This window comes from Streptomyces venezuelae (genome assembly GCF_008642315.1).
Taxonomy (GTDB): Bacteria; Actinomycetota; Actinomycetes; order Streptomycetales; family Streptomycetaceae; genus Streptomyces; species Streptomyces venezuelae_D.
This window is the reverse complement of sequence record NZ_CP029192.1, coordinates 1,315,786-1,339,227: the sequence shown is the minus strand read 5'-3', so window position 1 is coordinate 1,339,227 and position 23,442 is coordinate 1,315,786. Positions and strand designations below refer to the sequence as shown.

Annotated in this window: 17 protein-coding genes; 11 read left to right on the top strand and 6 right to left on the bottom strand. The window is 71.7% G+C overall.

The window, feature by feature from the left end:
- Positions 1–81 precede the first annotated feature (81 nt).
- Complete coding sequence (locus DEJ48_RS05495) at positions 82–2,895, bottom strand: helix-turn-helix transcriptional regulator (RefSeq protein WP_190537224.1); 2,814 nt, start codon at positions 2,893–2,895, stop codon at positions 82–84.
- A gap of 112 nt (positions 2,896–3,007) precedes the next feature.
- Here DEJ48_RS05495 and DEJ48_RS05490 point away from each other — a divergent pair, with 112 nt between their 5' ends.
- The gene (locus DEJ48_RS05490) at positions 3,008–4,084 is read left to right on the top strand and encodes a dihydrodipicolinate reductase (protein ID WP_150214974.1); all 1,077 of its coding nucleotides are present in this window, start codon (positions 3,008–3,010) and stop codon (positions 4,082–4,084) included.
- A gap of 3 nt (positions 4,085–4,087) precedes the next feature.
- The gene (locus tag DEJ48_RS05485; protein ID WP_411757423.1) at positions 4,088–4,579 is read left to right on the top strand and encodes a carboxymuconolactone decarboxylase family protein; all 492 of its coding nucleotides are present in this window, start codon (positions 4,088–4,090) and stop codon (positions 4,577–4,579) included.
- Positions 4,580–4,612: 33 nt separating this feature from the next.
- Here the strand turns inward: DEJ48_RS05485 and DEJ48_RS05480 are convergent, their stop codons facing one another.
- A complete protein-coding gene (locus DEJ48_RS05480) occupies positions 4,613–6,265 on the bottom strand; it encodes a GMC oxidoreductase (RefSeq protein WP_190537222.1) in 1,653 nt (550 codons plus the stop codon).
- 228 nt (positions 6,266–6,493) lie between these two features.
- Between DEJ48_RS05480 and DEJ48_RS05475 the strand changes: the two genes are divergently transcribed.
- The 4 genes from DEJ48_RS05475 to DEJ48_RS05460 all read left to right on the top strand — a co-directional run bounded on the left by DEJ48_RS05475 (position 6,494) and on the right by DEJ48_RS05460 (position 12,493).
- Positions 6,494–7,879: an MFS transporter gene (locus tag DEJ48_RS05475; protein ID WP_150214972.1), complete on the top strand. Its 1,386-nt coding sequence runs from the start codon at positions 6,494–6,496 to the stop codon at positions 7,877–7,879.
- Between the two features lie 70 nt (positions 7,880–7,949).
- Positions 7,950–9,854 (top strand): helix-turn-helix domain-containing protein, encoded by a 1,905-nt coding sequence (locus DEJ48_RS05470; RefSeq protein ID WP_150214971.1) that lies wholly within the window; start codon positions 7,950–7,952, stop codon positions 9,852–9,854.
- Positions 9,855–9,927: 73 nt separating this feature from the next.
- Entirely contained in the window at positions 9,928–11,574 is a 1,647-nt protein-coding gene (locus DEJ48_RS05465; protein WP_150214969.1) for a cytochrome b, read from the top strand.
- Between the two features lie 64 nt (positions 11,575–11,638).
- Complete coding sequence (locus DEJ48_RS05460) at positions 11,639–12,493, top strand: metallophosphoesterase family protein (protein WP_150214967.1); 855 nt, start codon at positions 11,639–11,641, stop codon at positions 12,491–12,493.
- 21 nt (positions 12,494–12,514) lie between these two features.
- Here DEJ48_RS05460 and DEJ48_RS05455 read toward each other — a convergent pair whose 3' ends face one another.
- Together DEJ48_RS05455 and DEJ48_RS05450 are read right to left on the bottom strand one after the other, a co-directional pair.
- A complete protein-coding gene (locus tag DEJ48_RS05455) occupies positions 12,515–14,038 on the bottom strand; it encodes a chitinase (protein WP_150214965.1) in 1,524 nt (507 codons plus the stop codon).
- A gap of 152 nt (positions 14,039–14,190) precedes the next feature.
- A complete protein-coding gene (locus DEJ48_RS05450; protein WP_150220981.1) occupies positions 14,191–16,089 on the bottom strand; it encodes a potassium channel family protein in 1,899 nt (632 codons plus the stop codon).
- A 260-nt stretch (positions 16,090–16,349) separates the two neighbouring features.
- On the opposite strand from DEJ48_RS05450, the gene DEJ48_RS05445 reads away from it, so the two are divergent.
- The 4 genes from DEJ48_RS05445 (at position 16,350) to DEJ48_RS05430 (ending at position 19,724) form a co-directional block, all read left to right on the top strand.
- Positions 16,350–17,210: a TetR/AcrR family transcriptional regulator gene (locus DEJ48_RS05445; RefSeq protein WP_150214963.1), complete on the top strand. Its 861-nt coding sequence runs from the start codon at positions 16,350–16,352 to the stop codon at positions 17,208–17,210.
- A 56-nt stretch (positions 17,211–17,266) separates the two neighbouring features.
- Complete coding sequence (locus DEJ48_RS05440) at positions 17,267–18,163, top strand: 3-keto-5-aminohexanoate cleavage protein (RefSeq protein ID WP_150214962.1); 897 nt, start codon at positions 17,267–17,269, stop codon at positions 18,161–18,163.
- 98 nt (positions 18,164–18,261) lie between these two features.
- Entirely contained in the window at positions 18,262–19,218 is a 957-nt protein-coding gene (locus DEJ48_RS05435; protein WP_150214960.1) for a 3-hydroxyacyl-CoA dehydrogenase NAD-binding domain-containing protein, read from the top strand.
- Positions 19,215–19,724: a thioesterase family protein gene (locus tag DEJ48_RS05430; protein ID WP_411757422.1), complete on the top strand. Its 510-nt coding sequence runs from the start codon at positions 19,215–19,217 to the stop codon at positions 19,722–19,724. Before DEJ48_RS05435 ends, DEJ48_RS05430 begins: the two co-directional genes overlap by 4 nt.
- Before the next feature lie 54 nt (positions 19,725–19,778).
- Here the strand turns inward: DEJ48_RS05430 and DEJ48_RS05425 are convergent, their stop codons facing one another.
- Positions 19,779–21,074: an MFS transporter gene (locus tag DEJ48_RS05425; protein ID WP_150214955.1), complete on the bottom strand. Its 1,296-nt coding sequence runs from the start codon at positions 21,072–21,074 to the stop codon at positions 19,779–19,781.
- Positions 21,075–21,143: 69 nt separating this feature from the next.
- Positions 21,144–22,004 carry a hypothetical protein gene (locus DEJ48_RS05420; protein WP_150214954.1) on the bottom strand — a complete coding sequence of 287 codons (861 nt, stop codon included), beginning with the start codon at positions 22,002–22,004 and terminating at the stop codon, positions 21,144–21,146.
- 94 nt (positions 22,005–22,098) lie between these two features.
- Between DEJ48_RS05420 and DEJ48_RS05415 the strand changes: the two genes are divergently transcribed.
- Positions 22,099–23,439 carry a 6-phospho-beta-glucosidase gene (locus tag DEJ48_RS05415; RefSeq protein WP_190537220.1) on the top strand — a complete coding sequence of 447 codons (1,341 nt, stop codon included), beginning with the start codon at positions 22,099–22,101 and terminating at the stop codon, positions 23,437–23,439.
- The last annotated feature ends 3 nt before the right edge of the window (positions 23,440–23,442 follow it).

Here is a 23,442-nt window from a genome sequence, read left to right as displayed (position 1 = left end):
CCGACCGGCCCCCTCCGCCGCAGGAGCCAGTCCCCTGACGCCACAATGACAACGCGCGCTCCCACGAAGGGGGGCGAGCGGTCAGGCCCCGGACGCCCCCGCCGCCCCCGCCGTCTCGGACGCCTCCGACGCCTGGGCGAGCAGGCGGACCAGCTGTGCCCTGCGGTGCACCCCGTCGAGCTTGCGGTAGATGTTGCTCAGGTGGAACTCGACGGTCTTGACGCTCAGGAAGAGGCGTTCCGCCACCTCGTGGTTGGTCAGGCCCCGGCCGACCACCAGCGCGACCTGGAGCTCCTGCGGGGTGAGCCGTTCCAGGGGCGCACGCTCGGGGCGTACTTCGGTGCCGCCCGCCGCGTGCAGCTCGGCTGCCACCCGCGCCGCCCAGCCCGTCGCCCCGAGCCGCTCGAACGTGGCGAGGGCCCGCTCCAACAGGCGCCGCGCCTCGCTGCGCCTGCCCTGCCTGCGCAGTTGCTCACCCCACGCGAACTCGGTCCGCCCCCGTTCGAACGGCACCGGACGCTCGGAGAGCAGCGCGAGGGAGCGCCGCATATGTCGCGACGCCGCCTCCGGGTCCCCGGGTTCGAGGAGACCGCGGCAGCGCGCCGCCGCTCCCGCGGTGACCGGACGGTGGCCGCGGCCCGCCTCGTACTCCAGGACGTCCAGGACCTCGCGCGCCTCGTCGGTCCTGCGCAGATGGACGTACGCGTCGGCGAGGTCGGCCGCCCACGTCAGGTACAGGCCGTCGCCCCGCCCGTGCCGCTGCGAGAACGCCCGCACCTCCTCCAGGTGGTGCACGGCCTCCTCGAAACGGCCGAGGCCGAGTTCCAGCAGGCCCAGCCCGCCGAGCGCACGCGCCGCGTCCATCGGCAGCTCTGTGGTGCCCGCCCACTCCATCGCCTTCGCCGCGTGCCGACGGCAGTCCTCCTCGCGGTTGAGCGCGGCCTCCGTCTTGACCAGGGCGGCGAGCCCGCGCGACACCTCGATCAGCTGCCCGCTCGCCTCCGCGAGCCGCACCGCCTCGTCGGCGTGGGCGAGCGACGGCGTCCAGCGGCCCCGCCAGAACTCGACGACGGAGAGGGTGCACAGGAGGTGTGAGAGGAGCCCGACCGCGCTGGAGCCGCGTGCCGTGTACGCGGCGCGGTCCAGCATGCCGTGCGCCTCGTCGAGTTCCTCGGCGGCGAGGTGGCACAGGCCGCCGACCCCGGCGAGCGGGTAGGGGAAGGCGGGGTCGGGGGAGGCGAGGGGTTCCGCGAGTTCGCGCAGGAGTGCGCGGCCCGCTTCGGCGTCGCCGCCGAGCAGCAGCACCAGGGTGCGCAGGAGACGTACGGGCAGCAGCGTCTCGTGCGCGGAGTCGGCGAGCTCCATCGCCGCGGCGGAGGTGCCGCGGGCCGCGGTGAGGTCGCCGATCGCGAGCTCGGTGAGGGCGATGCCGCCGAGCATGACGGCGGCGAGCGCCGGGTCGACCTTCTCCGCCTCGTCGACGGCCGACCTGAGCAGTTCGCGCGAGCGGGTCGGACGGCCCCGCTGCACGTCCAGGTAGCAGCGGAGCTGGCGGATGTCGAGTTGGGTGCCGAGCTGTTCGGCGTGCTCCAGGGCGCGGTCGAGGATCGCGGCCGCCTCGTTCAGGGAGCCCGCGGCCTGCGAGGCGCGGGCCGCGCACAGCAGCCGCTCCGCCTTGCGCTGCCCCTCGGGCGTGAAGCGCGCCGCCCGCTCGTACAGCCGGGAGGCCAGCGGATAGGCGAGGGTGTCGGGGGCGCCGGACGCGGCGTTCTCCAGCAGGGACGCCACGTGTTCGTCGGGTTCGGCGCCGGACGCGGCCAGGTGCCAGGCGTACTGCTCCAGGGCGGGCGCGGTCGCCCCTTGCAGGGAGCGGGCGATGGCGTGGTGGGCCCGGCGCCTGCGCACGGGCGTCGCGCCGTGGTAGACCGCCGAGCGCACGAGCGGGTGCCGGAACGCGTAGCCGTCGCGTTCCTCGACGACCAGACCCGCGTCCTCCGCGGCCTCAAGGGATTCGTAACTGAGGCCGTGCGCCCGCAACGCCGCCTCCGTGCCCGCCAGCGGACGCGTGCCGAGGACGGCGAGGAGCAGCATCGCGTCCTGCGCCTCGGCGGGCAGCCTGGCCACGGCGCTGCCGAAGGTGTGGGCCAGCATCTCGCCGATGGGCAGGGGCGCCCCGGAGCCGTCCCCCGCGTCGTCTCCGGCGCCGCTGCCCGCGAGGAGTGCGGGGAGTTCGATGAGCGCCAGGGGATTGCCGCGGGCCTCGGCGAGCAGCCGGTCCGCCTCCTGCGCGGTGAGTTCGGCGGTGCCCTTCTCGGCGATCAGCCGGTGCGCGGACTCCGGGTCGAGTCCGGTGAGCGTGAACGTGTCGACGGAGGCGAGCCGCGACGCGGCCTCCTCCTGCTCGTCGCGGGCGGTGAAGAGGACGACGACGCCTTCGCGGCTCAGCCTGCGGGTGGCGAAGGCGAGCGCGTCCAGGGAGTACGGGTCGAGCCAGTGCGCGTCGTCGACGGTGACCAGGACCGGGCCCTCCTCGGCGAGCGCGCCGAGCAGGCTGAGCGTGCCGGCGGCCACGGCGAAACGGTCCTGGGCGACGGCGGGTCCGAGCGCGAGCGCGCCGGTCAGCGCGGCGCCCTGCCGCTCCGGTATGCGGTCCAGGAAGTGCAGGACGGGGCGGAGCAGGTCGGCGAGGCCCACGTACGGCAGGTCGGACTCGACCTCGACGCCGCGCGTGCCGAGCCGCAGCAGGTCGTCGGCCTGTTCGGCGACGTAACCGACGAGGCTGGTCTTGCCGATGCCGGCTTCCCCGCGGATGAGCAGGGCGCCGCTCTCGCCCCCGCGTGCCTTGTCGATGAGGGCGAGAAGACGAGCGCATTCCGCGGAACGCCCCAGGAGCATGCGTAAAGCGTACCGGCGGTACATGACTTCGGAGCGGTGCGGAAGGGAACGTATCTTTTCTTGTCGGGCCGCGCCTCTGTCAACCGTCGACGCCCCTCGCTACCCTCCGCGCATGATTCCCACGGTGGTCTGGGGCACCGGCAACGTCGGCCGCGCGGCCGTGCGTGCCGTCGAGGCCCATCCCGATCTGTCGCTCGCGGCCGTACTGGTGCACGACCCGCGGAAGGTGGGTCGCGACGCGGGTGAACTCGCCGGTCTGGGAAGGGCGTTGGGCGTGGCCGCGACCGACGACGTCGAGGCGGTCCTCGCCGCGCGGCCGCGGGCCGTGGTGTACGCGGCCTCCGGCGACCTGCGCCCCGACGAGGCGCTCGCCGACGTCGTCAGGGCGGTGCGGTCCGGTGCCGTCGTCGTCACCCCCGCGCTGTACCCGCTCTACGACCAGCGCGGCGCGCCCCCGGAGTTCAGGGACCCGGTGCTCGCGGCGGTCGCGGACGGCGGGGGCTCGCTGTTCGTCTCCGGGGTGGACCCCGGCTGGGGCAACGACGTCCTGCCGCTGCTCATCAGCGGCCTGGGCTCCACCGTCGACGCGATCCGCTGCCAGGAGATCTTCGACTACTCGACGTACGACCAGGAGGAGTCGGTCCGCCATCTGATAGGCATGGGGAACCCCATGGAGTACGAGCCGCTGATGCTCGCGCCCTCCGTGCCGACCATGGTGTGGGGCGGACAGATCCGGCTGATGGCGCGGGCGCTCGACGTGCAACTCGACGACATACGCGAGACGTTGGACCGGCGGGCCCTCGACGCCACGGTGCGGACGCGGACGATGGGGGAGTTCGCCGCGGGCACGCAGGGCGCGGTGCGCTTCGAGGTGCAGGGCATCGTCGGGGGCGAGCCCCGCATCGTCGTCGAGCACGTCACCCGCATCCACCCGTCCTGCGCGCCGGACTGGCCGACACCGCCCGACGGCGGCGGCGGCGCGCACCGCGTGATCATCGAGGGCAGGCCGCGCATCGAGGTCACGGTCGAGGCCACCGACGAGGACGAGAACCGTTCCGCGGGCGGCAACGCCACGGCCGTGGGCCGTCTGGTGAACGCCGTCGACTGGCTCGTGGACGCCGACCCGGGCCTCTACGACGCGCTCGACGTCCCGCTGCGCCCGGCAGCCGGCCGACTGGGAAGGAAGTGACCCATGAGTGGTTCCCTGCGCATCGACATCCCCGAGGGCGAGGACGCCATCCCCTACGTGTGGGGCGACATGGTCCCCGGGATCGGCGCGGCGGCGTCCAACTTCTCCCTCGCGGTGTACGCCCACACGACGCTGGGCCTGCGCGAGTTCGAGGCCGCGCGGCTGCGGGTGGCGCAGATCAACGGCTGTGTGTTCTGCCTGGACTGGCGCACCGAGCGCGACGGCGAGAAGGTCGAGGAGGGGTTCGCCGACGCGGTGACCCAGTGGCGCACCACCGACTCCTTCGATGACCGCACGAGGCTGGCCGCGGAGTACGCCGAGCGGTACGCCCTGGACCATCACAACCTGGACGACGCGTTCTGGGCACGGATGACCGCGCACTACAGCCAGGCCGAGATCGTCGAGCTGAGCATGAGCATCGGGTCGTGGCTCGCGTTCGGCCGGCTCAATCACGTGCTCGGCCTCGACACGGTGTGTGTGCTGCCCCAACCCTGAGAGCCTGTCCTCGCGCCGCGTGCGGAGCGGCGCTCACAGGTCGGTCGCGATGATCTTCTCGATGTTGCGTTCGGCGAGCGCCGTGATGGTGACGAACGGATTGACGCTCGTGTTGCCGGGGATCAGTGCTCCGTCGATGACGTAGAGCCCCGAATACCCTTGCAGCCGACCGTAGTTGTCGGTGGCCTTGCCGAGCACCGCACCGCCCAGCGGGTGGTACGTGAGGTGGTCGCCCCAGATCTTGTACGTACCGAAGAGGTCGGTCCGGTAGATCGTGCCCTCCTTCGCGTTGATCTTGTCGAAGATCGTCTTCGCGGCGTCGATCGACGGCTGCTTCCAGGCGGTCTGCCAGTTCAGTTCGGCCCGCTGCGCCGCGGCGTTCCACGTGAACTCGGCGCGGTGCGGGTTCTTGGTGATGGACAGGTAGAACGAGGCGTACGTCTCGATGCCGGTGGGCAGGGGCGCGACCTCCGCGAAGGCGCCGCCCGCGGCCCAGTTGTCGATGCCGGCCGTGGGGATGGACGACTGGAGCTTGCCGGTGGCGTCCCACATGTGGTTCGCGCGGCCGCACATGACGTTGCCGTTGTCGCCCCAGCCCTTGCCGATCTCCCCGTTGAGGCGGGAGAGCGCGCCGGTGGCCTTCAGCTTGACCAGGAGCTTGGCTGTGCCGACGCTGCCCGCGGCGAAGAAGACCTTGTCGGCCGTCACGGACTTGGTGGCGGTGGTGGTGCCCTCGGTGTCGATCTGGTCGATGGTGACGGTGTAACCGCCGCCTGCCGCCGGGGTGACCGACGTGACCCTGTGCAGCGGTGAGATGGTGACCCGCCCCGTCGCCTTCGCGCGGGCGAGGTAGGTCTGCTGGAGGGACTTCTTGCCGTAGTTGTTGCCGTAGAGGATCTCGCCCGCGAGCGCGGACTTGGGGACGGTGCCTGCCTGCTCCTTCTCCATGTAGTCCCAGTCGTAGACGTCGGGCACGAAGACGAACCCGAAGCCGGAGCGCTGTGCGTGTTTGCGGCCCACGCGTGCGTACTTGTAGCACTCGGCGGTCTCGAACCAGTCGGGGTCGATGGTGTTGACGCCGAGGCCCGCGTTGGCGCGCGGGTAGTAGGTGCCGTACATCTCGCCCGCGTCGACCGTGGGCAGCACCGCGCCGAAGTTCTCGCGCTTCGGCGTGACCGCCATCCCGCCGTTGACGAGGGAGCCGCCGCCGACGCCGCGGCCCTGGTAGACGATGATGCCGCCGAACTCCTCGGCGTCCAGGATGCCGGTGTGACGGGGGACGTTCTTGTCGAGGGGGAAGCCCAGGAAGTTGCTGATGGGCTGCTTGGTCTTGGTGCGGAGCCAGTAGGAACGGACGTCCGGGCTCGTGGTGTTGGCGAAGATCTTGCCGTCGGATCCCGGGGTGTCCCAGGCCTTGCCCATCTCGATCATGTGGACGTCGACGCCCGCCTCGGCGAGCCGCAGGGCGGCGACGGAGCCGCCGTACCCGGAGCCGATGACGAGTGCGGGGACGTCGGCGCCGTCGGCGATGGGGGCGGACGCGGTGGGCGCAGCCGTCCTGGCGTGGGCCTGGGAGGTGGCGTGACCCGCGAGGGCCGCGGCGCCAAGAATGGAACTCGTTCCTGCGACGAATCTTCGGCGTGACAGGCCGTCAGAAGCAGGGCTACGCTCGGGTGTAGTGCTCATGTGACCTTCCTCACTCTTGGCTGAATCGAAACGAGTTCTACTGCGGGCCGCGTGGGAAGTCACGCCATACCAAAAAGTAACTTCTGTCCGATCTTGCACCCCGCGTGGTGCCCGGTCACACCACCGGGCGCACAACCATGGTGCTCCGCCATATACGCCACTGATCTGCGGTTTCCTACCTTGTGCCGGTACGGAAGCGTCCCCGCAGAACTCCCGGAAGTGGTGCACATGGCCTCGCAAGGAACCGCTCCGCCCGCCCGCGCCGGCATCGTCCGCATCGTGGCCGCGAGCCTCGTCGGCACCACCATCGAGTGGTACGACTTCTTCCTCTACGGCTCGGCGGCCGCACTCGTCTTCAACAGCCTCTTCTTCCCCTCCAGCGACCCCCTGGTCGGCACGCTCCTCTCCTTCCTCACCTACGCGGTCGGCTTCGCGGCACGCCCCCTGGGCGGCGTCGTCTTCGGTCACTACGGCGACCGGATGGGCCGCAAGAAACTCCTCGTCATCAGCCTCCTGATGATGGGCGGCGCCACCTTCGCGATGGGCCTCCTCCCCACCCACGCGACCATCGGCGTCGGCGCGCCCGTCCTGCTCACCGTGCTGCGCCTCGTCCAGGGCTTCGCCCTCGGCGGCGAATGGGGCGGCGCCGTCCTCCTCGTCTCCGAGCACGGCGGCGACAAGAACCGCGGCTTCTGGGCCTCCTGGCCCCAGGCGGGCGCACCCGGCGGCAACCTGCTCGCCACCGGCGTCCTCGCGCTCCTCGCCGCGGTCCAGTCCGAGGAGGCCTTCCTCGCCTGGGGCTGGCGCGTGCCGTTCCTGCTCTCCGGGGTGCTCGTGATGATCGGCCTGTGGATACGGATCTCCGTCACCGAATCGCCGGTCTTCCTGGAGGCACAGCGCAAGGCCGAGGCGGCGGCAGCGGCCGGGGCACAGGAGAAGCCGCCCGTTGTCGACGTGTTCCGCAAAAGCCGGCGCGAAGTGCTCACCGCGATCGGCACCCGCTTCGGCGAGAACATCTCGTACTACATCCTCACGGCCTTCGTCCTCGTCTACGTCACCGTCCACCTCGACCTGCCGAAGAGCGACGCGCTCAACGCGGTGCTCATCGGCTCCGCGTTCCACTTCGTCACCATCCCGCTGTGGGGCGCGCTCTCCGACCGCATCGGGCGCCGCCGGGTGACCCTCATCGGCGCGCTCGGCATGGCCGGGTGGGCCTTCGCGTTCTTCGCGCTGGTCGACTCGCGCTCGTTCCCCGTCATCGCGCTCGCCGTCACCGTCGGGCTGCTCTTCCACGGCGCCATGTACGGGCCGCAGGCCGCGTTCATCTCCGAGCTCTTCGACACCAAGGTCCGCTACTCGGGAGCCTCGATGGGCTCCCAGCTCGCCTCGATCATCGGCGGCGCGCTCGCCCCGATCATCGCCGTGGAACTCCTCAAGGACTACGAATCCGCGCTCCCCGTCGCCCTCTACACGAGCGCCGCCGCCGTCGTCACCGCCATCACCGTGCACTTCGCGCGGGAGACCCGGGGACGCGACCTCGCGACGGACGAGACCGCGGAGCCCGCACCCCGCCCGGCCCCGGAACACAAGGGCTCCGTCCCCCTCGGCGGCTGACCCCGCCCACCCGCACCCGATCCGGACCGGGCCATCGACCGCACCCACCCCGCCGGGAGACCATCGCCCCATGCTCCCCACCACCCAGGGCGCGGGCCACGCCGAACCCCAGGCGGGCCTGCGCGGCCTGCTCGACCTGCTCGACCGGGGCGCGCCCGCCGAGGACTTCGCGCGCCCCGCCGCCCGCGCCCGCGAGGCCGGCGCCACCGCCGACGACCTCACCGCCCTCGACGAGGCCACCGACGTCGCGCTGCGCATCCACCGCACCCTCGGCGCGCACCGCCGCCGCGAGGCCGAGCTCACCGCCCTGTTCGACACCGCGAGCGACCTCGCCGCCCTCCGCGACCCGGACGCCGTGCTCCGCGCCATCGTGCGCCGCGCCAAACTGCTCCTCGGCACCGACGTCACGTACCTCTCGCTCAACGACGAGACCGCGGGCGACACCTACATGCGGGTGACCGACGGCAGCATCGCGGCCGCCTTCCAGCAACTGCGGCTCGGCATGGGCGAAGGGCTCGGCGGCCTCGTCGCGCAGACCGCCCGCCCCTATGTCACCCACGACTACCAGCAGGACCCCCGCTTCCATCACACCGACGCCATCGACAGCGCCGTACTCCAGGAAGGGCTCCGCGCCATCCTCGGCGTACCGCTGCGCCTCGGCTCCCGCGTGATCGGAGTGCTGTACGCAGCCGACCGCGCCGCCCGCGAGTTCGCCACGGAGGAGATCGTGCTGCTCTCCTCCCTCGCCGACCACGCCGCCATCGCCATCGACGGCGCCCGCCTCCTGGAGGAGACCCGGGCCGCGCTCGTCGACCTCAACGCCGCCACCGAGACCATCCGCGCCCACAGCAGGGCCATGCGGCGCGCCGAACAGGCCCACGACCAGCTCACCGACCTCGTGCTGCGCGGCGGCGGCGCCGACGAGGTCGCCGACGGCATCGCCGCGCTCCTCGACGGCGGCGCCCTCATCCACGACGCCGACGGCGTCGAACTGGCCCGCACCGGCACCGGCCCCCTCCCGCCGCCCGCCCCGGCCGTCGCCGCCTCACGCGCCAGCGGGCGCGCCGTACCGCAGGACGGCACCTGGGTGTGCGCCGTCCTCGCGGGGCCCGAACTCCTCGGCAGCATCGCCCTCACCGGCCGCCCCGCACTCGCCGACACCGACCGGCGGCTCTTCGAACGGGCGAGCATCGTCACCGCGCTGCTCCTGCTCCTTCGCCGGTCCGTCGCCGAGACCGAGGACCGCGTACGCGGCGAACTCCTGGGCGACCTGCTCGCCCCCTCCGGAGATCCGGCGGGCCTCACCGGCCGCGCCCGCCGCCTCGGCGTCCGGCTCGACCGGCCGCACGGGGTGTTCGTCGCCCACACCGAGAGCGCTCCCCGGCCGCGGCTGCTCGCCGCAGCGCACCGCACCGCCCGCACCCACAGCGGCCTCGCCGGTCTCCACCACGACAACGTGGTCATCGTGACCCCCGCGGTCACCCCCGGCGCCGACGCCGCCGCGCTCGCCGCGACGCTCGGCCAGACCGTGGGCGCCCCGGTCACCGTCGGCGCCGCGGGCCCCGCCACCGGGCCCGCCGGACTGCCCGCCGCGCACGCCGAGGCCCTGCGCTGCCTCTCCGCGCTGCGCGCCCTCGGCCACACCGGGCACGGCGCGGCCCTCGCCGACCTCGGCTTCGTCGGACTGCTCATCGGCGAACAGGCCGACCTCGGCGGCTACGTCAGGGCGACACTGGGCCCGCTTCTCGACTACGACGCCGAGCGCGGCACGGAACTGGTGCGCACCCTGGAGGCGTACTTCGGCCAGGACCGCAGCCTCACGCGGGCCAAGACGGCGCTGCACGTCCATGTGAACACCGTGGTGCAGCGCCTGGAACGCGTCGCGCGGCTCCTCGGCGACGACTGGAACACCCCCGCCCGCACCCTGGAGATCCAACTCGCTCTGCGACTCCACCGGTTGACGCCACCGGGGTGAGTTGTCACATTCACGGCTGTTGGATCCGTCACCTATGCGACCTACCCTGGAACCGCCTGAAAGGGAGTCGCGCATGAGCGGACGCATCGAGCGCACGGGGACGACTGCACGACCTGTACGGCCAGGCAAAGGAGAGCGGATCGCCGACTGGGCGGACGGCAGACTCGGCATCAACACCCTGGCCCGCACCCAGATGCGCAAGATCTTCCCCGACCACTGGTCGTTCATGTTCGGGGAGATCTGCCTCTACAGCTTCATCATCCTCATCCTGACCGGCACCTATCTGACCCTCTTCTTCGACCCGAGCATGTCCGAAGTGACGTACGACGGGACGTACGTGCCGCTCAAGGGCATCCAGATGACCCGGGCGTACGAGTCGACGGTGGACATCAGCATGGAGGTGCGCGGCGGCCTCCTCATCCGGCAGATCCACCACTGGGCCGCGCTCGTCTTCGTCGCCGGGATGCTCGTGCACATGATGCGGGTGTTCTTCACCGGCGCGTTCCGCAAGCCTCGGGAGATCAACTGGGTCTTCGGCTGGACGCTGTTGTTCCTCGGCATCCTCACCGGCCTGACCGGCTACTCGCTCCCCGACGACATGCTCTCCGGCACCGGCATCCGCTTCATGCAGGGCGCCATCCTCGCCACGCCCGTCATCGGGACGTACCTCTCCTTCTTCCTCTTCGGCGGGGAGTTCCCGGGGGAGGACATCATTCCGCGGTTCTACCCGATCCACATCCTGCTGCTGCCGGGCATCATGCTGGGACTCGTCGTCTTCCACCTGATCCTGGTCTTCTACCACAAGCACACCCAGTTCGCCGGTCCCGGCAAGACGGAGAAGAACGTGGTCGGGGCGCCGTTCCTGCCCGTCTACATCGCCAAGGCGGGCGGCTTCTTCTTCCTCGTCTTCGGCGTCCTCGCGATCATGGGCGCGGTGGCCACCATCAACCCGGTCTGGCTGATGGGCCCCTACCGCCCAGACCTGGTCTCCACCGGCGCTCAACCCGACTGGTACCTGGGCTTCTCCGAGGGACTGATCCGGGTGATGCCGGGATGGGAGATCAACGCCTGGGGCCACACACTCAACCTGGGCGTCTTCATCCCCTTCCTGCTGTTCCCGCTCATCCTCGTCGCCATCGGCGTCTATCCGTTCATCGAGGCCTGGGTCAAGGGCGACCGGCGGGAGCACCACATCGCGGACCGGCCGCGCAACGCGCCGGTGCGCACCGGGCTCGGCGTCGCCTGGCTCGCGCTGTTCGGCGTGCTGATGGTCGGCGGCGGCAACGACCTGTGGGTGACCCACTTCCAGCTCTCCATCAACGCCGTCACGTGGTTCGTGCGCATCGGCGCCTTCGTCGTGCCCGTCCTCGCCTTCTTCGTCACGCACCGCATCTGCCTCGGCCTGCAGCGCCGGGACCAGGGGAAGGTGCTGCACGGCAGGGAGACCGGCACGATCCGACGCCTGCCGCACGGCGAGTACGTCGAGATCCACGAACGCCTGCCCCAGTCCGAGCTGTACCGCCTCACCGCCCACGAACAGCCCCGCCCCTACGAAGTGGGCCCCGTGGTCGACGCCAACGGCGTCACCCGCAAGATCCGCCCGACCGAACGCCTCCGAGCCCGCCTCGCCCGCGCCATGTACGGCCCCAAGGCACAGGTGCCGAAGGCGACACCCGAGGAGTACATGGCGGTTCAGCGGGGTGAGAGCGATCACCACTGACGAGGCCCCGGCGCCGGGCTCGGCCGCCGCGCCGCCGGGGCGGCTCGGTTAGCCTCGCAGAGTGATGGCATCCGAGAACACTCCGAAGCTGCTCGCGATCAGCGACCTGCATGTGGCGTACGCGGAGAACAGGACCTACGTCGAGACGATCCGGCCGCAGACGGACGGGGACTGGCTGATCGTCGCGGGCGACGTCGCCGAGCGCATGGCCGACATCGAGTGGGCGCTGCGCACGCTCGCCGGGCGCTTCGCCAAGGTGGTGTGGTCGCCGGGCAACCATGAACTGTGGACGCCGAAGGACGATCCGGTCCAGCTGCGCGGCGAGGAGCGGTACCAGCACATCGTCGCGTTCTGCCGGGAGTTGGGCATCGCGACGCCCGAGGACCCCTACCCCGTGTGGGAGGGGGCGGGCGGCCCCGTCGTCGTCGCGCCGCTCTTCCTCCTCTACGACTACACCTTCCGACCCGAGGGCACGCACACGAAGGAGCGGGCGCTGGAGGTCGCCCACGAGGCGGGCGTCGTCTGCACGGACGAGTACTTCCTGCACCCCGATCCGTACCCGACCCGCGACGACTGGTCCCGCGCCCGCGTCAAGTACACCGAGGAACGTCTCGCCGATCGCCCCGAAGGCCTGCCGACCGTCCTGATCAACCACTGGCCGCTGCTGCGCGAACCCACCCGCATCCTGCGCTACCCCGAGTTCGCCCTGTGGTGCGGCACCGAACGCTCCGCCGACTGGCACGTGAAGTACGAGGCGGCCGCGGTCGTCTACGGCCACCTGCACATCCCGCGCACCACCGTCCACGACGGCGTCCCCCACATCGAGGCGTCCGTCGGCTACCCGCGCGAGTGGCGCAGGGACTTCCACCCCGACCCGCATCTGCGGCAGGTCCTGCCGGTGCCGCCCGTCGAGGGCTGACGGGCGGCACCGGGGTGCCGCTCAGCAGGCCCCGAGGTCCTGCCAGACGCCCCACTGTCCGGTGGTGCCGGGCTCCTCGCCCGTCGTCCACCACTTCGCCTTCCAGTTGTGGCCCTTGTGCGACACCTGCCGGCCGCCGGTGTAGACCGCGTCGGCGGCCCAGGGCGCGGCCGTGCACTGGTTGCCGTTGCCGCCGGTGACGGTCAGGGAGTACGTCACCGAGTGGGCGGCCGAGGGGCCCGCGCCGTTGACGGTGATCCGGTACGTGCCGTTGACGGCCGCGTCGGTCGTGCTGAGCGTGAGCGTCGAGGTTTCTCCGGCCTGCACCGACGCGGGGCTGAAGGACGCGCTGACACCGGCGGGCGCGCCGGAGGCGTCGAGCTTCACGGTCTGGGCGGAGCCCGCCGTCACCGCGGTCTTCACCGTCGCGCTGACGGAACCACCGGCCTTGACCGTCCCCGCGGCCGGGTCCGCCGTCACCGAGAAGTCGTCCTTCGGCGCGGTCTCACCGCTGGTGAACGGCGCGAAGATGCGGGAGAAGTCCCAGGTGTTCTGCTCGATGCCGGAGCAGTTGTCCGCGGCGGCGCCACCCGGGCAGCCGCCGTTGTCGCGTTGGAGCGCCCAGAAGGAGATCATGTTGATCCCCTTGGCGACCGCCCAGTCGTACACCTGCCTGGCGTTGGCGAGCGTGAAGGTCTCGGCCGGTCCGAAGTCGTCGACACCCGGCATCTCGGTGATGCCGATCATGCCCCAGAGCTGGGCCGGGGTCTTGCCCGGATAGAGCTTGGCGAGCTGGTCGTACAGTCCCTGGGCGGCCGTCTTGGTGTCCTGCGCCATGTCGTGGGCGGCGTTGTCGTAGTAGTCGAACGTCATGAGGTTGGCGACGTCGACCCGCGCGCCGTTGGCCACGGCGCTCTTGAGCACGGCGAGACCGCTGGGCGCCAGGCCCCGGGTCGTCGTCGGCAGGGTGTAGGAGATCTCCAGCTTGCGCCCGTTGGCGGCGGCCCAGTCCTGGACCTTCTTGATCGCCTTGTTCCGTCGGTCGATGCCGGCGGTGTTGTCCAGCGCGTCGACCTCGATGTCCATGTCGAGCCGGGGGACGTCGTAGGTCGTGATGACCTTCTGGTAGACGGCGGCGATCTGGTCGACGTCCGTACAGCTGTCGGCGATCTCGGTGCCGGTGGTGTCCGCCGTGTAGCCGCCGAAGGACGGGATGACGTCCCCGCCGCGCCCCTGGATCGTCTTGATGTCGGCGCCGAAGGACGTCGAGGCGATGGGCAGCGAGGTGTCGCCGTTCCAGTACGCGGTGCAGGAGCCCTTCGTCGCCGTCTGGAGGAACGCCATGGTCAGGTGTTTGGCCCCGGACTGGGCGCTGAGGGCGGCCGGGCTCTCCCCCGTCCACGACTCGAAGTAGGGGGCGAAGACATGGGCGGGGAGCGGTGTCGCGGCCTGGGCGGGGGCACCCGAGATCGCGGTCAGGCCCAGAGCGGCCACCGCGGTGGCCGCCGCGGTGAGGGCGGCACGGAGGGAACGCATACGTCTCATGGCCATCCAAGAGGTGTGGAGGCGTCAACTGGGTGCTGGCGCGCGGTTGTTGCTCATTGGAGTAGCCCTGTGGACATAGGCATGTCAATGGTCTGAACCAAATGAGGACTAGACCAATCCGGGCCCGGTCCGGTTGGTATGGGTGCGCCGGATCAGGGCTGGGCGGGCAGTGGTCTGCGGGCGAGGAGCTCGGCCAGGCCCTGGCGCGTGGCCGCGAGGACGACGCGGTCCTCGGGGCGCAGTGCGTAATCCGGGTCGAGCTCCCACTCCAGGCCCGAGGAGACGGCCGGGTCCTCGGCCGACGCGCGTTCCAGGGCGACGACGCGCCACGCCCCCGGCCGGAACACCTCGGAGATCTTGCGGCCCGTCAGCTGCGGCTGCAACGAGACGTCGAGCGCCGCGAAGAGCAGCACCGAGCGCTCGACGGGCAGGGCACCCAGGATCTGGCGGCCCATCATCGCCCCGGCGAAGGCGGGCGCGGCCAGGGCCGACACGCTGCGGCTGCGGGTGAGGGCGCCGGGGTGCGCGGCGCGCAGGGTGCGGTAGACGGCGGTCGCGAACTCGTCGTCGTACAGGCGCAGCGCCACCCGCAGGTCGGGCTTCACCGACCGTGCGTACAGGGCCGCTTCGAGGTTTATCGTGTCCGCGCTGGTCAGCGCCAGCAGCGCGTGCGCGCGATGCACCTTCGCCGCCTCCAGGACGCCCTCCTCCGTCACGTCACCGATCACGGTGGGCACGCGCAGCCGCCGCGCCAGGGAGATGCCGCGGGCCTCCGGGTCGGCCTCCACGCACACCACGGGGATGTCCAGCTCACGCAGCCGCGCCAGGACCCGTGTGCCGATCTTGCCGAGGCCGAGCAGGACGACGTGGCCCGAGAGGCCGCGCGGCGGGCGGCGCAGCGAGGACGCAGTGCGGAAGGTGCCGAGGGCCTCCAGGACGGCGGCGAAGAGGATGGGCAGGAGGAGCAGTCCGACCAGGCCGGCGAGGAGTTGGAGGATCTGGCGGCTCATCGGTCCGTCGGTCGCCGGATCGTTCATCGAGAAGAGGTCGAGGAGCGTCAGATACGTGGCGTGCAGCGGTGTCGTGTCCTCGGTGGTGACGATCGACGCGATGGCCATGCCGACGACGGCCGCCGCGAACCCCGCCACCGACCAGCGAAGGCGACGCGAGAACAGCTCGCGCAGCGGCACGCCGCGCCCCGTGAGGAACCCGGGCGGCGGGGCGGACCCCGAGTACGAGACGGTCTCCAGGACCAGCGCGCCCCGGCCGGGAGCGGCGGCGACGGCCGCGTCGTCGGGCAGCAGCCGGGGCCCCGCGCCGACCCCCGCGTCGTCCGAACCCTCCGCGCCCGCCGGGTCGTTGGCGGTGGCCGAAAGCAGCGCGAGGGTGGCGAGGCCGCGCGGCGCCACCTGACCCGGCGCAGGGGGAGTGCGCTCCACGGCGCGCAGCAGCAGCCCGTCGGCGTGCACGACCTTGCTGGTGCCGGCAACCGCGGTGGCCGCGAGGGCGGGCGCCGCGGTGTCGGCGTCGGACAGGACGGTGACGCTGGCGTCCGTCGTCGCCAGGCCCGCCACGGCCGCCGCCTGGTCGAGCAGCTCCTCCACGTGCTGGCCCAGCTTGCGGTTGTACAGCCGGATCACCAGACGGAGTCGGGGGTTGAGCCGTCGCGCGGCGAGCGCCGCACGGATGTTGGTCTCGTCGTCGTCGTGCATCAGCGCGAGCGCGGCGGCCTGCGGGACGCCCGCGTCGGCGAGGACGTCGTCGGTGAGCTCGGGGGCCTCCAGGGTGCGCGGCAGGTCGGCTCCACCGCCGCCCTCACCGGAGCCGTTCCCGTTGCCGGTCCCGTGCGCGGTCCCGTTCCCGTTCCCGGTGGTGCGCGACACCGCGGCGGTGATGCGTCCGATCAGTGCGGTCGTCAGGGCCCGTCCCGTCGGCCGGTTCGGCTCTCCGGCCCCGGACGGCAGGACGAGGACGACCTGTTCGCCGTAGACGCCGCGGAGTTCGGCGGCGAGCCGGTGGGCCAGGACGTTGTCGCCGCCGCACACGACCATGTGGCCGGTGGCGGGCAGCGGCGGGCGCTGGGGAGGGAGCGAGGATGCGTGCGACACAGACAGAAGAGTGCCTCAAGTGCCGCGCCGGTTCCGCTGCCGCACCGCTGCCGCGCGCCCGGCGACCCACGACAACAGATCTGACTGATCCATCAGTCAGAAGCGCAATTATCGTCCGGAAGGTCGATCAGAGCTGGTCGATGTCGGTGTCGTTGCAGTTCGTGCGTTGCGTTTGTCGCAACGCACGGGTAGGGTCGCCGACCATGGAGTACGACCCCGAGGTGGCGGACCGCGTCCGCAAGGTGATCGCCGACGCCGGAGTGACCCAGCGCGAATTCGCCCGCCGCATCGTCATGGACCCCTCCAAACTGTCCCGGTCACTGGGCGGCACCCGGCGCTTCACGGCGGCGGAGCTTGCCCGCATCGCGGACACCGGCGGGGTCGACGCGGGCTGGCTGCTCGGCGCCGCCGGCGCCCGTGACGAGGCCGCCCGGCCCGCGGAGCCCACCGCGCGGCGCGAGCGCGCCGTGGCGCCCGAGGGCGGCCGCCCCCTGCAGATCGTCCGCGAGACCGTCCGCCTCATCGCGGAGCGCGGCTTCCACGCCGTCCGCGTCCAGGACATCGCGGCGGCCTGCGACACCAGCACCGCCGCCATCCACTACCACTTCCCGGGCCGCGACGACCTCCTCGAGGCCGCGGTGCGCTGGTGCATGGACGAGGACACGGCGCGCCGCGCGGCCCGGATCGCGGACGCCGCCGACACCGCCGACGAACTGCGACAGCTCATCGAGCTCCAGATCCCCCGCACCCCGCAGCAGCGCTGGCAGTGGAGCGTCTGGCTCGACCTGTGGGCCGAGGCCGCCCGCTCCACCGCCATGGGCCGACTGCACGCCGACTACTACCGGCAGTGGCGCACCACCGTCGCCGACGTCATCCGCCGCGGCATCGCCGAAGGCGTCTTCCGGCTCGCCGACCCCGAGGCGGCGGCGCTGCGCCTGACCGCGTTGATCGACGGCCTCGCCACACAGGTCCTCGCCTCGGCGCCGGACGCTCCGGGCGCGGGCCCGGACGACATGCACGAGTCCCTCGTCGCCTACGTCGACGCCACGCTGACCGCGCACTGACACTCCGCACGAAGGCTTCCCGTACACAACACCCCACCCCCGAGGGAGAGTTCCGCATGCCCGTGAACGACAACGTCATCATCACCGCCGCCCTGACCGGCGCGGGCGACACCGTCCGCAAGAGCCCGCACGTGCCCGTCACGCCCGAGCAGATAGCCACCTCGGCGGTCGAGGCCGCCGACGCGGGCGCCGCCGTCGTCCACATCCACGTACGCAACCCGGAGACCGGCGAGCCCTCCCGAGACCCGCGCCTGTACCGCGAGGTCGTCGAGCGCATCAAGGAGACCGGCACCGACGTCGTCATCAACCTCACGGCGGGCATGGGCGGCGATCTCGTCATCGACCCCATCGTGCCGTTGCAGGACCTCGGCGAGCTGCCCGGCACCGACCTCGTCGGCGGCCTGGACCGCCTCCCGCACGTCGAGGACCTGCTGCCGGACATCTGCACTCTCGACTGCGGCTCCCTCAACTTCGGCGACAACCTCTACATCTCCACGCCCGAGATGCTCCGCCAGGGCGCCAAGCGCATCCAGGAGCTCGGCGTCCGCCCCGAGCTGGAGATCTTCGACACCGGGCAGCTGTGGTTCGCCAAGCAGCTCCTCGCCGAGGGACTGCTCGACAACCCCACCGTCTTCCAGCTCTGCATGGGCATCCCGTGGGGCGCCCCCGCCGACCCGGGCGTTCTCCAGTCCATGGTCAACATGCTGCCCGAAGGCGCCCAGTGGGCCAGCTTCGCGCTCGGCCGCATGCAGATGCCGTGGGTCGCCCAGTCGATCCTGCTCGGCGGGCAGGTCCGCGTCGGCCTGGAGGACAACCTGTACCTCGGCAAGGGCAACAAGGTGACCAACGCCCAACTGGTCGAGCGCGCCGTGCAGATCACGGAGGACCTGGGCTCGCGCGTGGCCACGCCCGACGAGGCCCGCCAGAAGCTGGGCCTCAAGCCCCGGGTGTAAGGCCTCTTGCTGCGGGCCGTATGTGGCTGGTCGCGCAGTTCCCCGCGCCCCCGAAGGGGCGCCCCCCCCACGCAGCGACGAAAGGAACCCCCCATCCCATGAGCGTCACCACCCCCGAAGAGGTCCGCCGCGTCGCCTGCGTCGGCGCCGGAGTCATCGGCGGCGGCTGGGTCGCCCACTTCCTGGCCCGCGGCTACGACGTCACCGCCTGGGACCCCGCCCCCGACGCCGAGCAGCGGCTGCGCCGCCTCGTCGAGGCCGCCTGGCCCGCCCTCACCCAGCTCGGCCTCGCCGAAGGCGCCTCGCAGGACCGCCTCACCGTCACCGCCACCCTCGAAGAGGCCGTCGCCGACGCCCAGTTCGTGCAGGAGAGCGCCCCCGAGAAGCTGGAGCTCAAGCGCGACCTGCTCGCCCGCCTCGACGCCGCCGCCCCCGCCGGAGTCGTCATCGCCTCCTCCACTTCCGGCTACCCGATGACCGACATGCAGACCGAGGCCGCCACCCCTGGCCGCCTCGTCGTCGGGCACCCCTTCAACCCGCCGTACCTGATACCCCTCGTCGAGGTGGTCGGCGGCGAGCGGACCGACGCAGAAGCCGTGGCGTGGGCGTCCCGTTTCTACGAGGTCGCGGGCAAGTCCGTGATCACCATGAAGAGCGAAGTCCCCGGGTTCATCGCCAACCGCCTCCAGGAAGCCCTGTGGCGCGAGGCCCTGCACATGGTCGCCAACGGCGAGGCCACCGTGCGCGAGATCGACGACTCCATCACCGAAGGGCCCGGCCTGCGCTGGGCGTTCATGGGACCGATGCTCACCTTCGCGCTCGCGGGCGGCGAGGGCGGCATGGCGCACATGCTCGACCACTTCGGCCCGTCCCTGAAGTCGCCGTGGACGCGGCTCGAAGCGCCCGAGCTCGACAAGAAGCTGTACGACGCGGTGGTCGCCGGATGCGACGACGCGGCGGACGGCCGCACGATCGCGGACCTCGTCGCCGAGCGCGACCAGGGCGTCATCGACGTCCTGCGCGCCACGGGCCGCCTGAACGGAGGCAAGAAGTGAGCGAGCCCACGCCCCGGACGCAGCTCCTGCCCCTGGCCCGGCACCGCGTCCGCCCCGAGTGGATCGACTACAATGGCCACATGAGCGAGGCCTTCTACGTCCTCGTCTTCGGCTACGCCACGGACGCCATGATGATCGAGACGGGCCTGCACGCCGGTTACCGCGAGTCCACCGGCTGCTCCCTCTACACGGTCGAGGCGCACGTGCGGTACCTGAACGACGTCTCCGAAGGCGCCCATCTCGCCGTCCGCACGCGCCTGCTGGGCGCCGACGCCAAGAAGGCGCGCTTCACGCACGAGATGTACGTCGTGGAGGACGAGGGCGACGAACCGGCGCCGGACGCGTCCCCCGTGGCCACGACGGAACTGCTCGCGCTTCACGTCGACCAGAACGCGGGCCGCGCGGTGCCCTTCCCGGACGAGATCCGCGACCGCCTGACAGGGCTGACCGAGCAACCTCCCGAGTGGGCGGGGCGTTCCATCGCCGAGGTGCCCCGGGTTGCTTAGGGGCGCGGGGAACTGCGCGACAAGCCACGACGAACCCGCAGTCGGGAACGAGCCTCACCGCGGCAACGGCTGACGCGCCGTCTCCGGCAGCCGCAGATAGGCAACCGAAGAGACGACACAGAGCACGGCCACGTACACGGGAAAGAGCCCAGGAGACCCGATCTCCTTGAACATCGTTCCCATGTACGGGGCCGTGCCGCCGAACAGGGCCACGGTGAGCGAGTACGGGAAGCCGATCCCGGCCGCCCGCACCCTCGCCGGGAACACCTCCGCGTTGACCGCCGCCGAGATCGACGTGAATCCGGTGAGCAGCACCATGCCCGCGCACTGCACGAGCAGCAGCGAAGTGAACGAGCCGGTGAGGGACTTGAGCAGCGGCACGCTCAGGACGGCGAAGCCGATGCCGAAGAAGAGCAGCAGCGGCCTGCGCCCGATCCGGTCGGACAGCAGGCCGCCGACGGGCTGGAGCACCGCGAAGAACGCGAGCGCGACCGTGCCCGCGAGGAGCGCCTGGCTCTTGCTGATGTCGGTGTTCAGCTCGGCGTACGTCGGCAGGTACGACGTCCAGGTGTAGTAGGCGAGGGTGCCGCCGGCCGTGATGCCGCAGATCAGCAGGGACTGGCGCGGGTGGTGCCGCAGCGCGTCGAAGAGGCCGGGACGGTCGCCGTCGTCGGCGGGCGCCCGGTGCGTCTCGTGCGCGCCCTGCCTGATCCAGAACCCGACCAGGCTCAGCGCCGCCCCCACGAGGAAGGGCAGCCGCCAGCCCCAGCCGTCCATCTGCCCGTCGGAGAGCAGAGTGACGAGGAGCGCGGCGACTCCGGACGCGGCGAGCTGGCCCGCGCTCGTGGACACGTACTGGAAACTGGAGAAGAGGCCGCGCCGCCCGGGGCCCGCCGATTCGACGAGGAACGTCGTCGAAGCGGCGAACTCGCCGCCCACGGAGAGCCCTTGGAGCAGCCGGGCGAGCACGAGGACGACCGGCGCGAGCACGCCCACGGACGCGTACGTCGGGGTCAGCCCGACCAGCAGGCTGCTGCCGCCCATCAGCAGGATCGTGACGGTCAGCGCGGCCCGTCGGCCGCGCCGGTCGGCGACCGCGCCCATGAGCAGCCCGCCGACGGGCCGCATGAAGAAGCCGACCGCGAAGACGGCGAAGGTGGAGAGGAGCGGGACGAGCGAGTTGCCGGAGCTCTTCGGGAAGACCTGGTCGGCGATGTACGTGGCGAGGAACGTGTACGCGTACCAGTCGTACCACTCCACGGCGTTGCCGACCGACGCCGCGAGGAGCTGTCGTATCGGGCGCCGCTCGTGGGCGGGGGCGGCCGCGGTCACCTGGTCGTGCTGTGTCATGATCACGACCCTCCCCTGCCTCGCGGCGCCCCACACGTGCTGTCCGGCAGGCGGACGGGGGCTTGGCGCTCAGCCGGTCGTCGGCTTGTACGCGTACACCGCAGTCGTCACCAGACACGGCGCGGGCGGCACCACCTGGACGCGCAGGGTGCGGCGCGCGGCGTCGTAGTCGATGCCCTCGGTCTCGAACGAGCCGGAGCAGATGCTGCGCTGCGGCACGGCGAAGAGACTGCTGACGCGGCCCGCCACCGGCTTCCCGTCGAGCGGCCGCTCCAGGTCGACCTGGAGCACCGGCCTGTCCTCGGGCCACAGCTCCTTCGACGCGTCGTTGGAGGCACACACCAGACGCGTGTCGGCGACGAAGTCGCAGCCCTGGATGTCGCGCACCGGCTTGTCGAGCGTGATCTGCCCGGCCTGGGGGAGCGCGCCGCCGGTGGGCGGGGTGGAGGGGTTGAGCAGGGGCGCGGGGAACACCTGGAGGCGGTTCTGGTCGCCCCACTCGCCGGACACCAGCCACTGGTTGTCGGGGGAGACGGCCGCGAAGGAGTTGTTGAGCTTCTCGCCCGCGTCGAGCTTGTGCTCGTAGAGGTGCCGCTTGCCGTCCGGCGCGGTGACGGCGAACATCTTCGACTGCGCGGTGTCGCCGCCCTGGTAGGCGTCGACGGTGTGGCCCTTGGCGATGTCGGGGTCGCCTATGTGACCCCAGCCTTTGATGCGCAGGTCCAGGGGGATCGAGCCGAGTCCTCGGTAGAGGAGGCTGCCGTCCGCGCGGCTGGCCAGGCCCTGACTGCCGGTCAGGGAGTTGACGTGCGAGGTGCCCGACTCCTGCCAGCCACCGGGTGCCGCGGGCGCGGCCGACGCGCCGCCGCCCGTCATCACCGCCAGCGTGACGGCGCCGAACAGGGCGGTTGATGCCTTCCAGACGGTCATCTGGCGCTACCTCCGTGGGGGATCGGAACGCTGCCGCGTCATCGTACGTAACGTGAGCCCCGGTGATAACGGTCCGACGGAAGGCGGTTCAGACGTGCAACTGACAATCCTGGGAGGGGGCGGGTTCCGTGTGCCGCTCGTGTACGGGGCCCTCCTCGGCGACCGCGCCGAGGGCCGCGTCACCGACGTCGTCCTGCACGACCTGGACGCGGCACGGCTCGGCGCCATCACCCGCGTACTGGCCGAACAGGCCACCGGCATCCCCGACGCGCCGACCGTCACCGCCACCACCGACCTCGACGAGGCACTGCGCGGCGCCGACTTCGTGTTCTCCGCGATCCGCGTCGGCGGCCTGGAGGGGCGCGCCGCCGACGAGCGCGTCGCGTTGGCCGAGGGCGTCCTCGGGCAGGAGACGGTGGGCGCGGGCGGCATCGCGTACGGCCTGCGCACCGTGCCCGTCGCCGTCGACATCGCCCGCCGCGTCGCCCGGCTCGCCCCCGACGCCTGGGTCATCAACTTCACCAACCCGGCGGGCCTGGTGACCGAGGCCATGTCCCGCCACCTCGGGGACCGCGTGTTCGGCATCTGCGACTCACCGGTCGGCCTCGGCCGCAGGGTCGCGCAGGTGCTCGGCGGCAACCCCGACGAGGCCTTCATCGACTACGTGGGCCTCAACCACCTCGGCTGGCTGCGGGGCCTGCACATCGGCGGCCACGACGAACTGCCGCGCCTGCTCGCCGACCCCGCGCTCCTCGTCTCCTTCGAGCAGGGCAGACTGTTCGGCGCCGACTGGCTCCAGACACTCGGCATGATCCCCAACGAGTACCTGCACTACTACTACTTCAATCGCGAGACCGTACGCGCCTACCAGCAGGCCGAACGGACCCGCGGTGCCTTCCTCCACGCCCAACAGGCCCGCTTCTACGACGAGATGCGCAGCCACGACACCCCCGCCCTCAAGACCTGGAACGAGACCCTCGCCGAGCGCGAGGCCGCCTACATGGCGGAGAACAGGGAAGCGGCGGGCGTGGGGGAGCGTGCCGAGGAGGACCTGGAGTCAGGCGGCTACGAGAAGGTCGCCCTCGCGTTGATGCGGGCCGTCGCACGCGACGAGCGGGCGACCCTGATCCTCAACGTCCGCAACGGCACGACCCTCTCCGCGCTCGACGCGGACGCCGTCATCGAGGTGCCGTGCTCCGTCGACGCCAACGGCGCGCACCCCATGTCGGTCTCCTCGCTGCCCGGGCACGCCACGGGTCTGGTGTGCGCGGTCAAGGCCGTCGAGCGGGAGGTGCTCGCGGCGGCGGAGAGCGGTGCGTCGGCCACCGCCGTCAAGGCGTTCGCCCTGCACCCGCTGGTCGACTCGGTGGCGGTGGCGCGACGTCTGGTGGACGGCTACCGGGCGGTGCACCCAGGGTTGGCCTACCTGAGATGATCA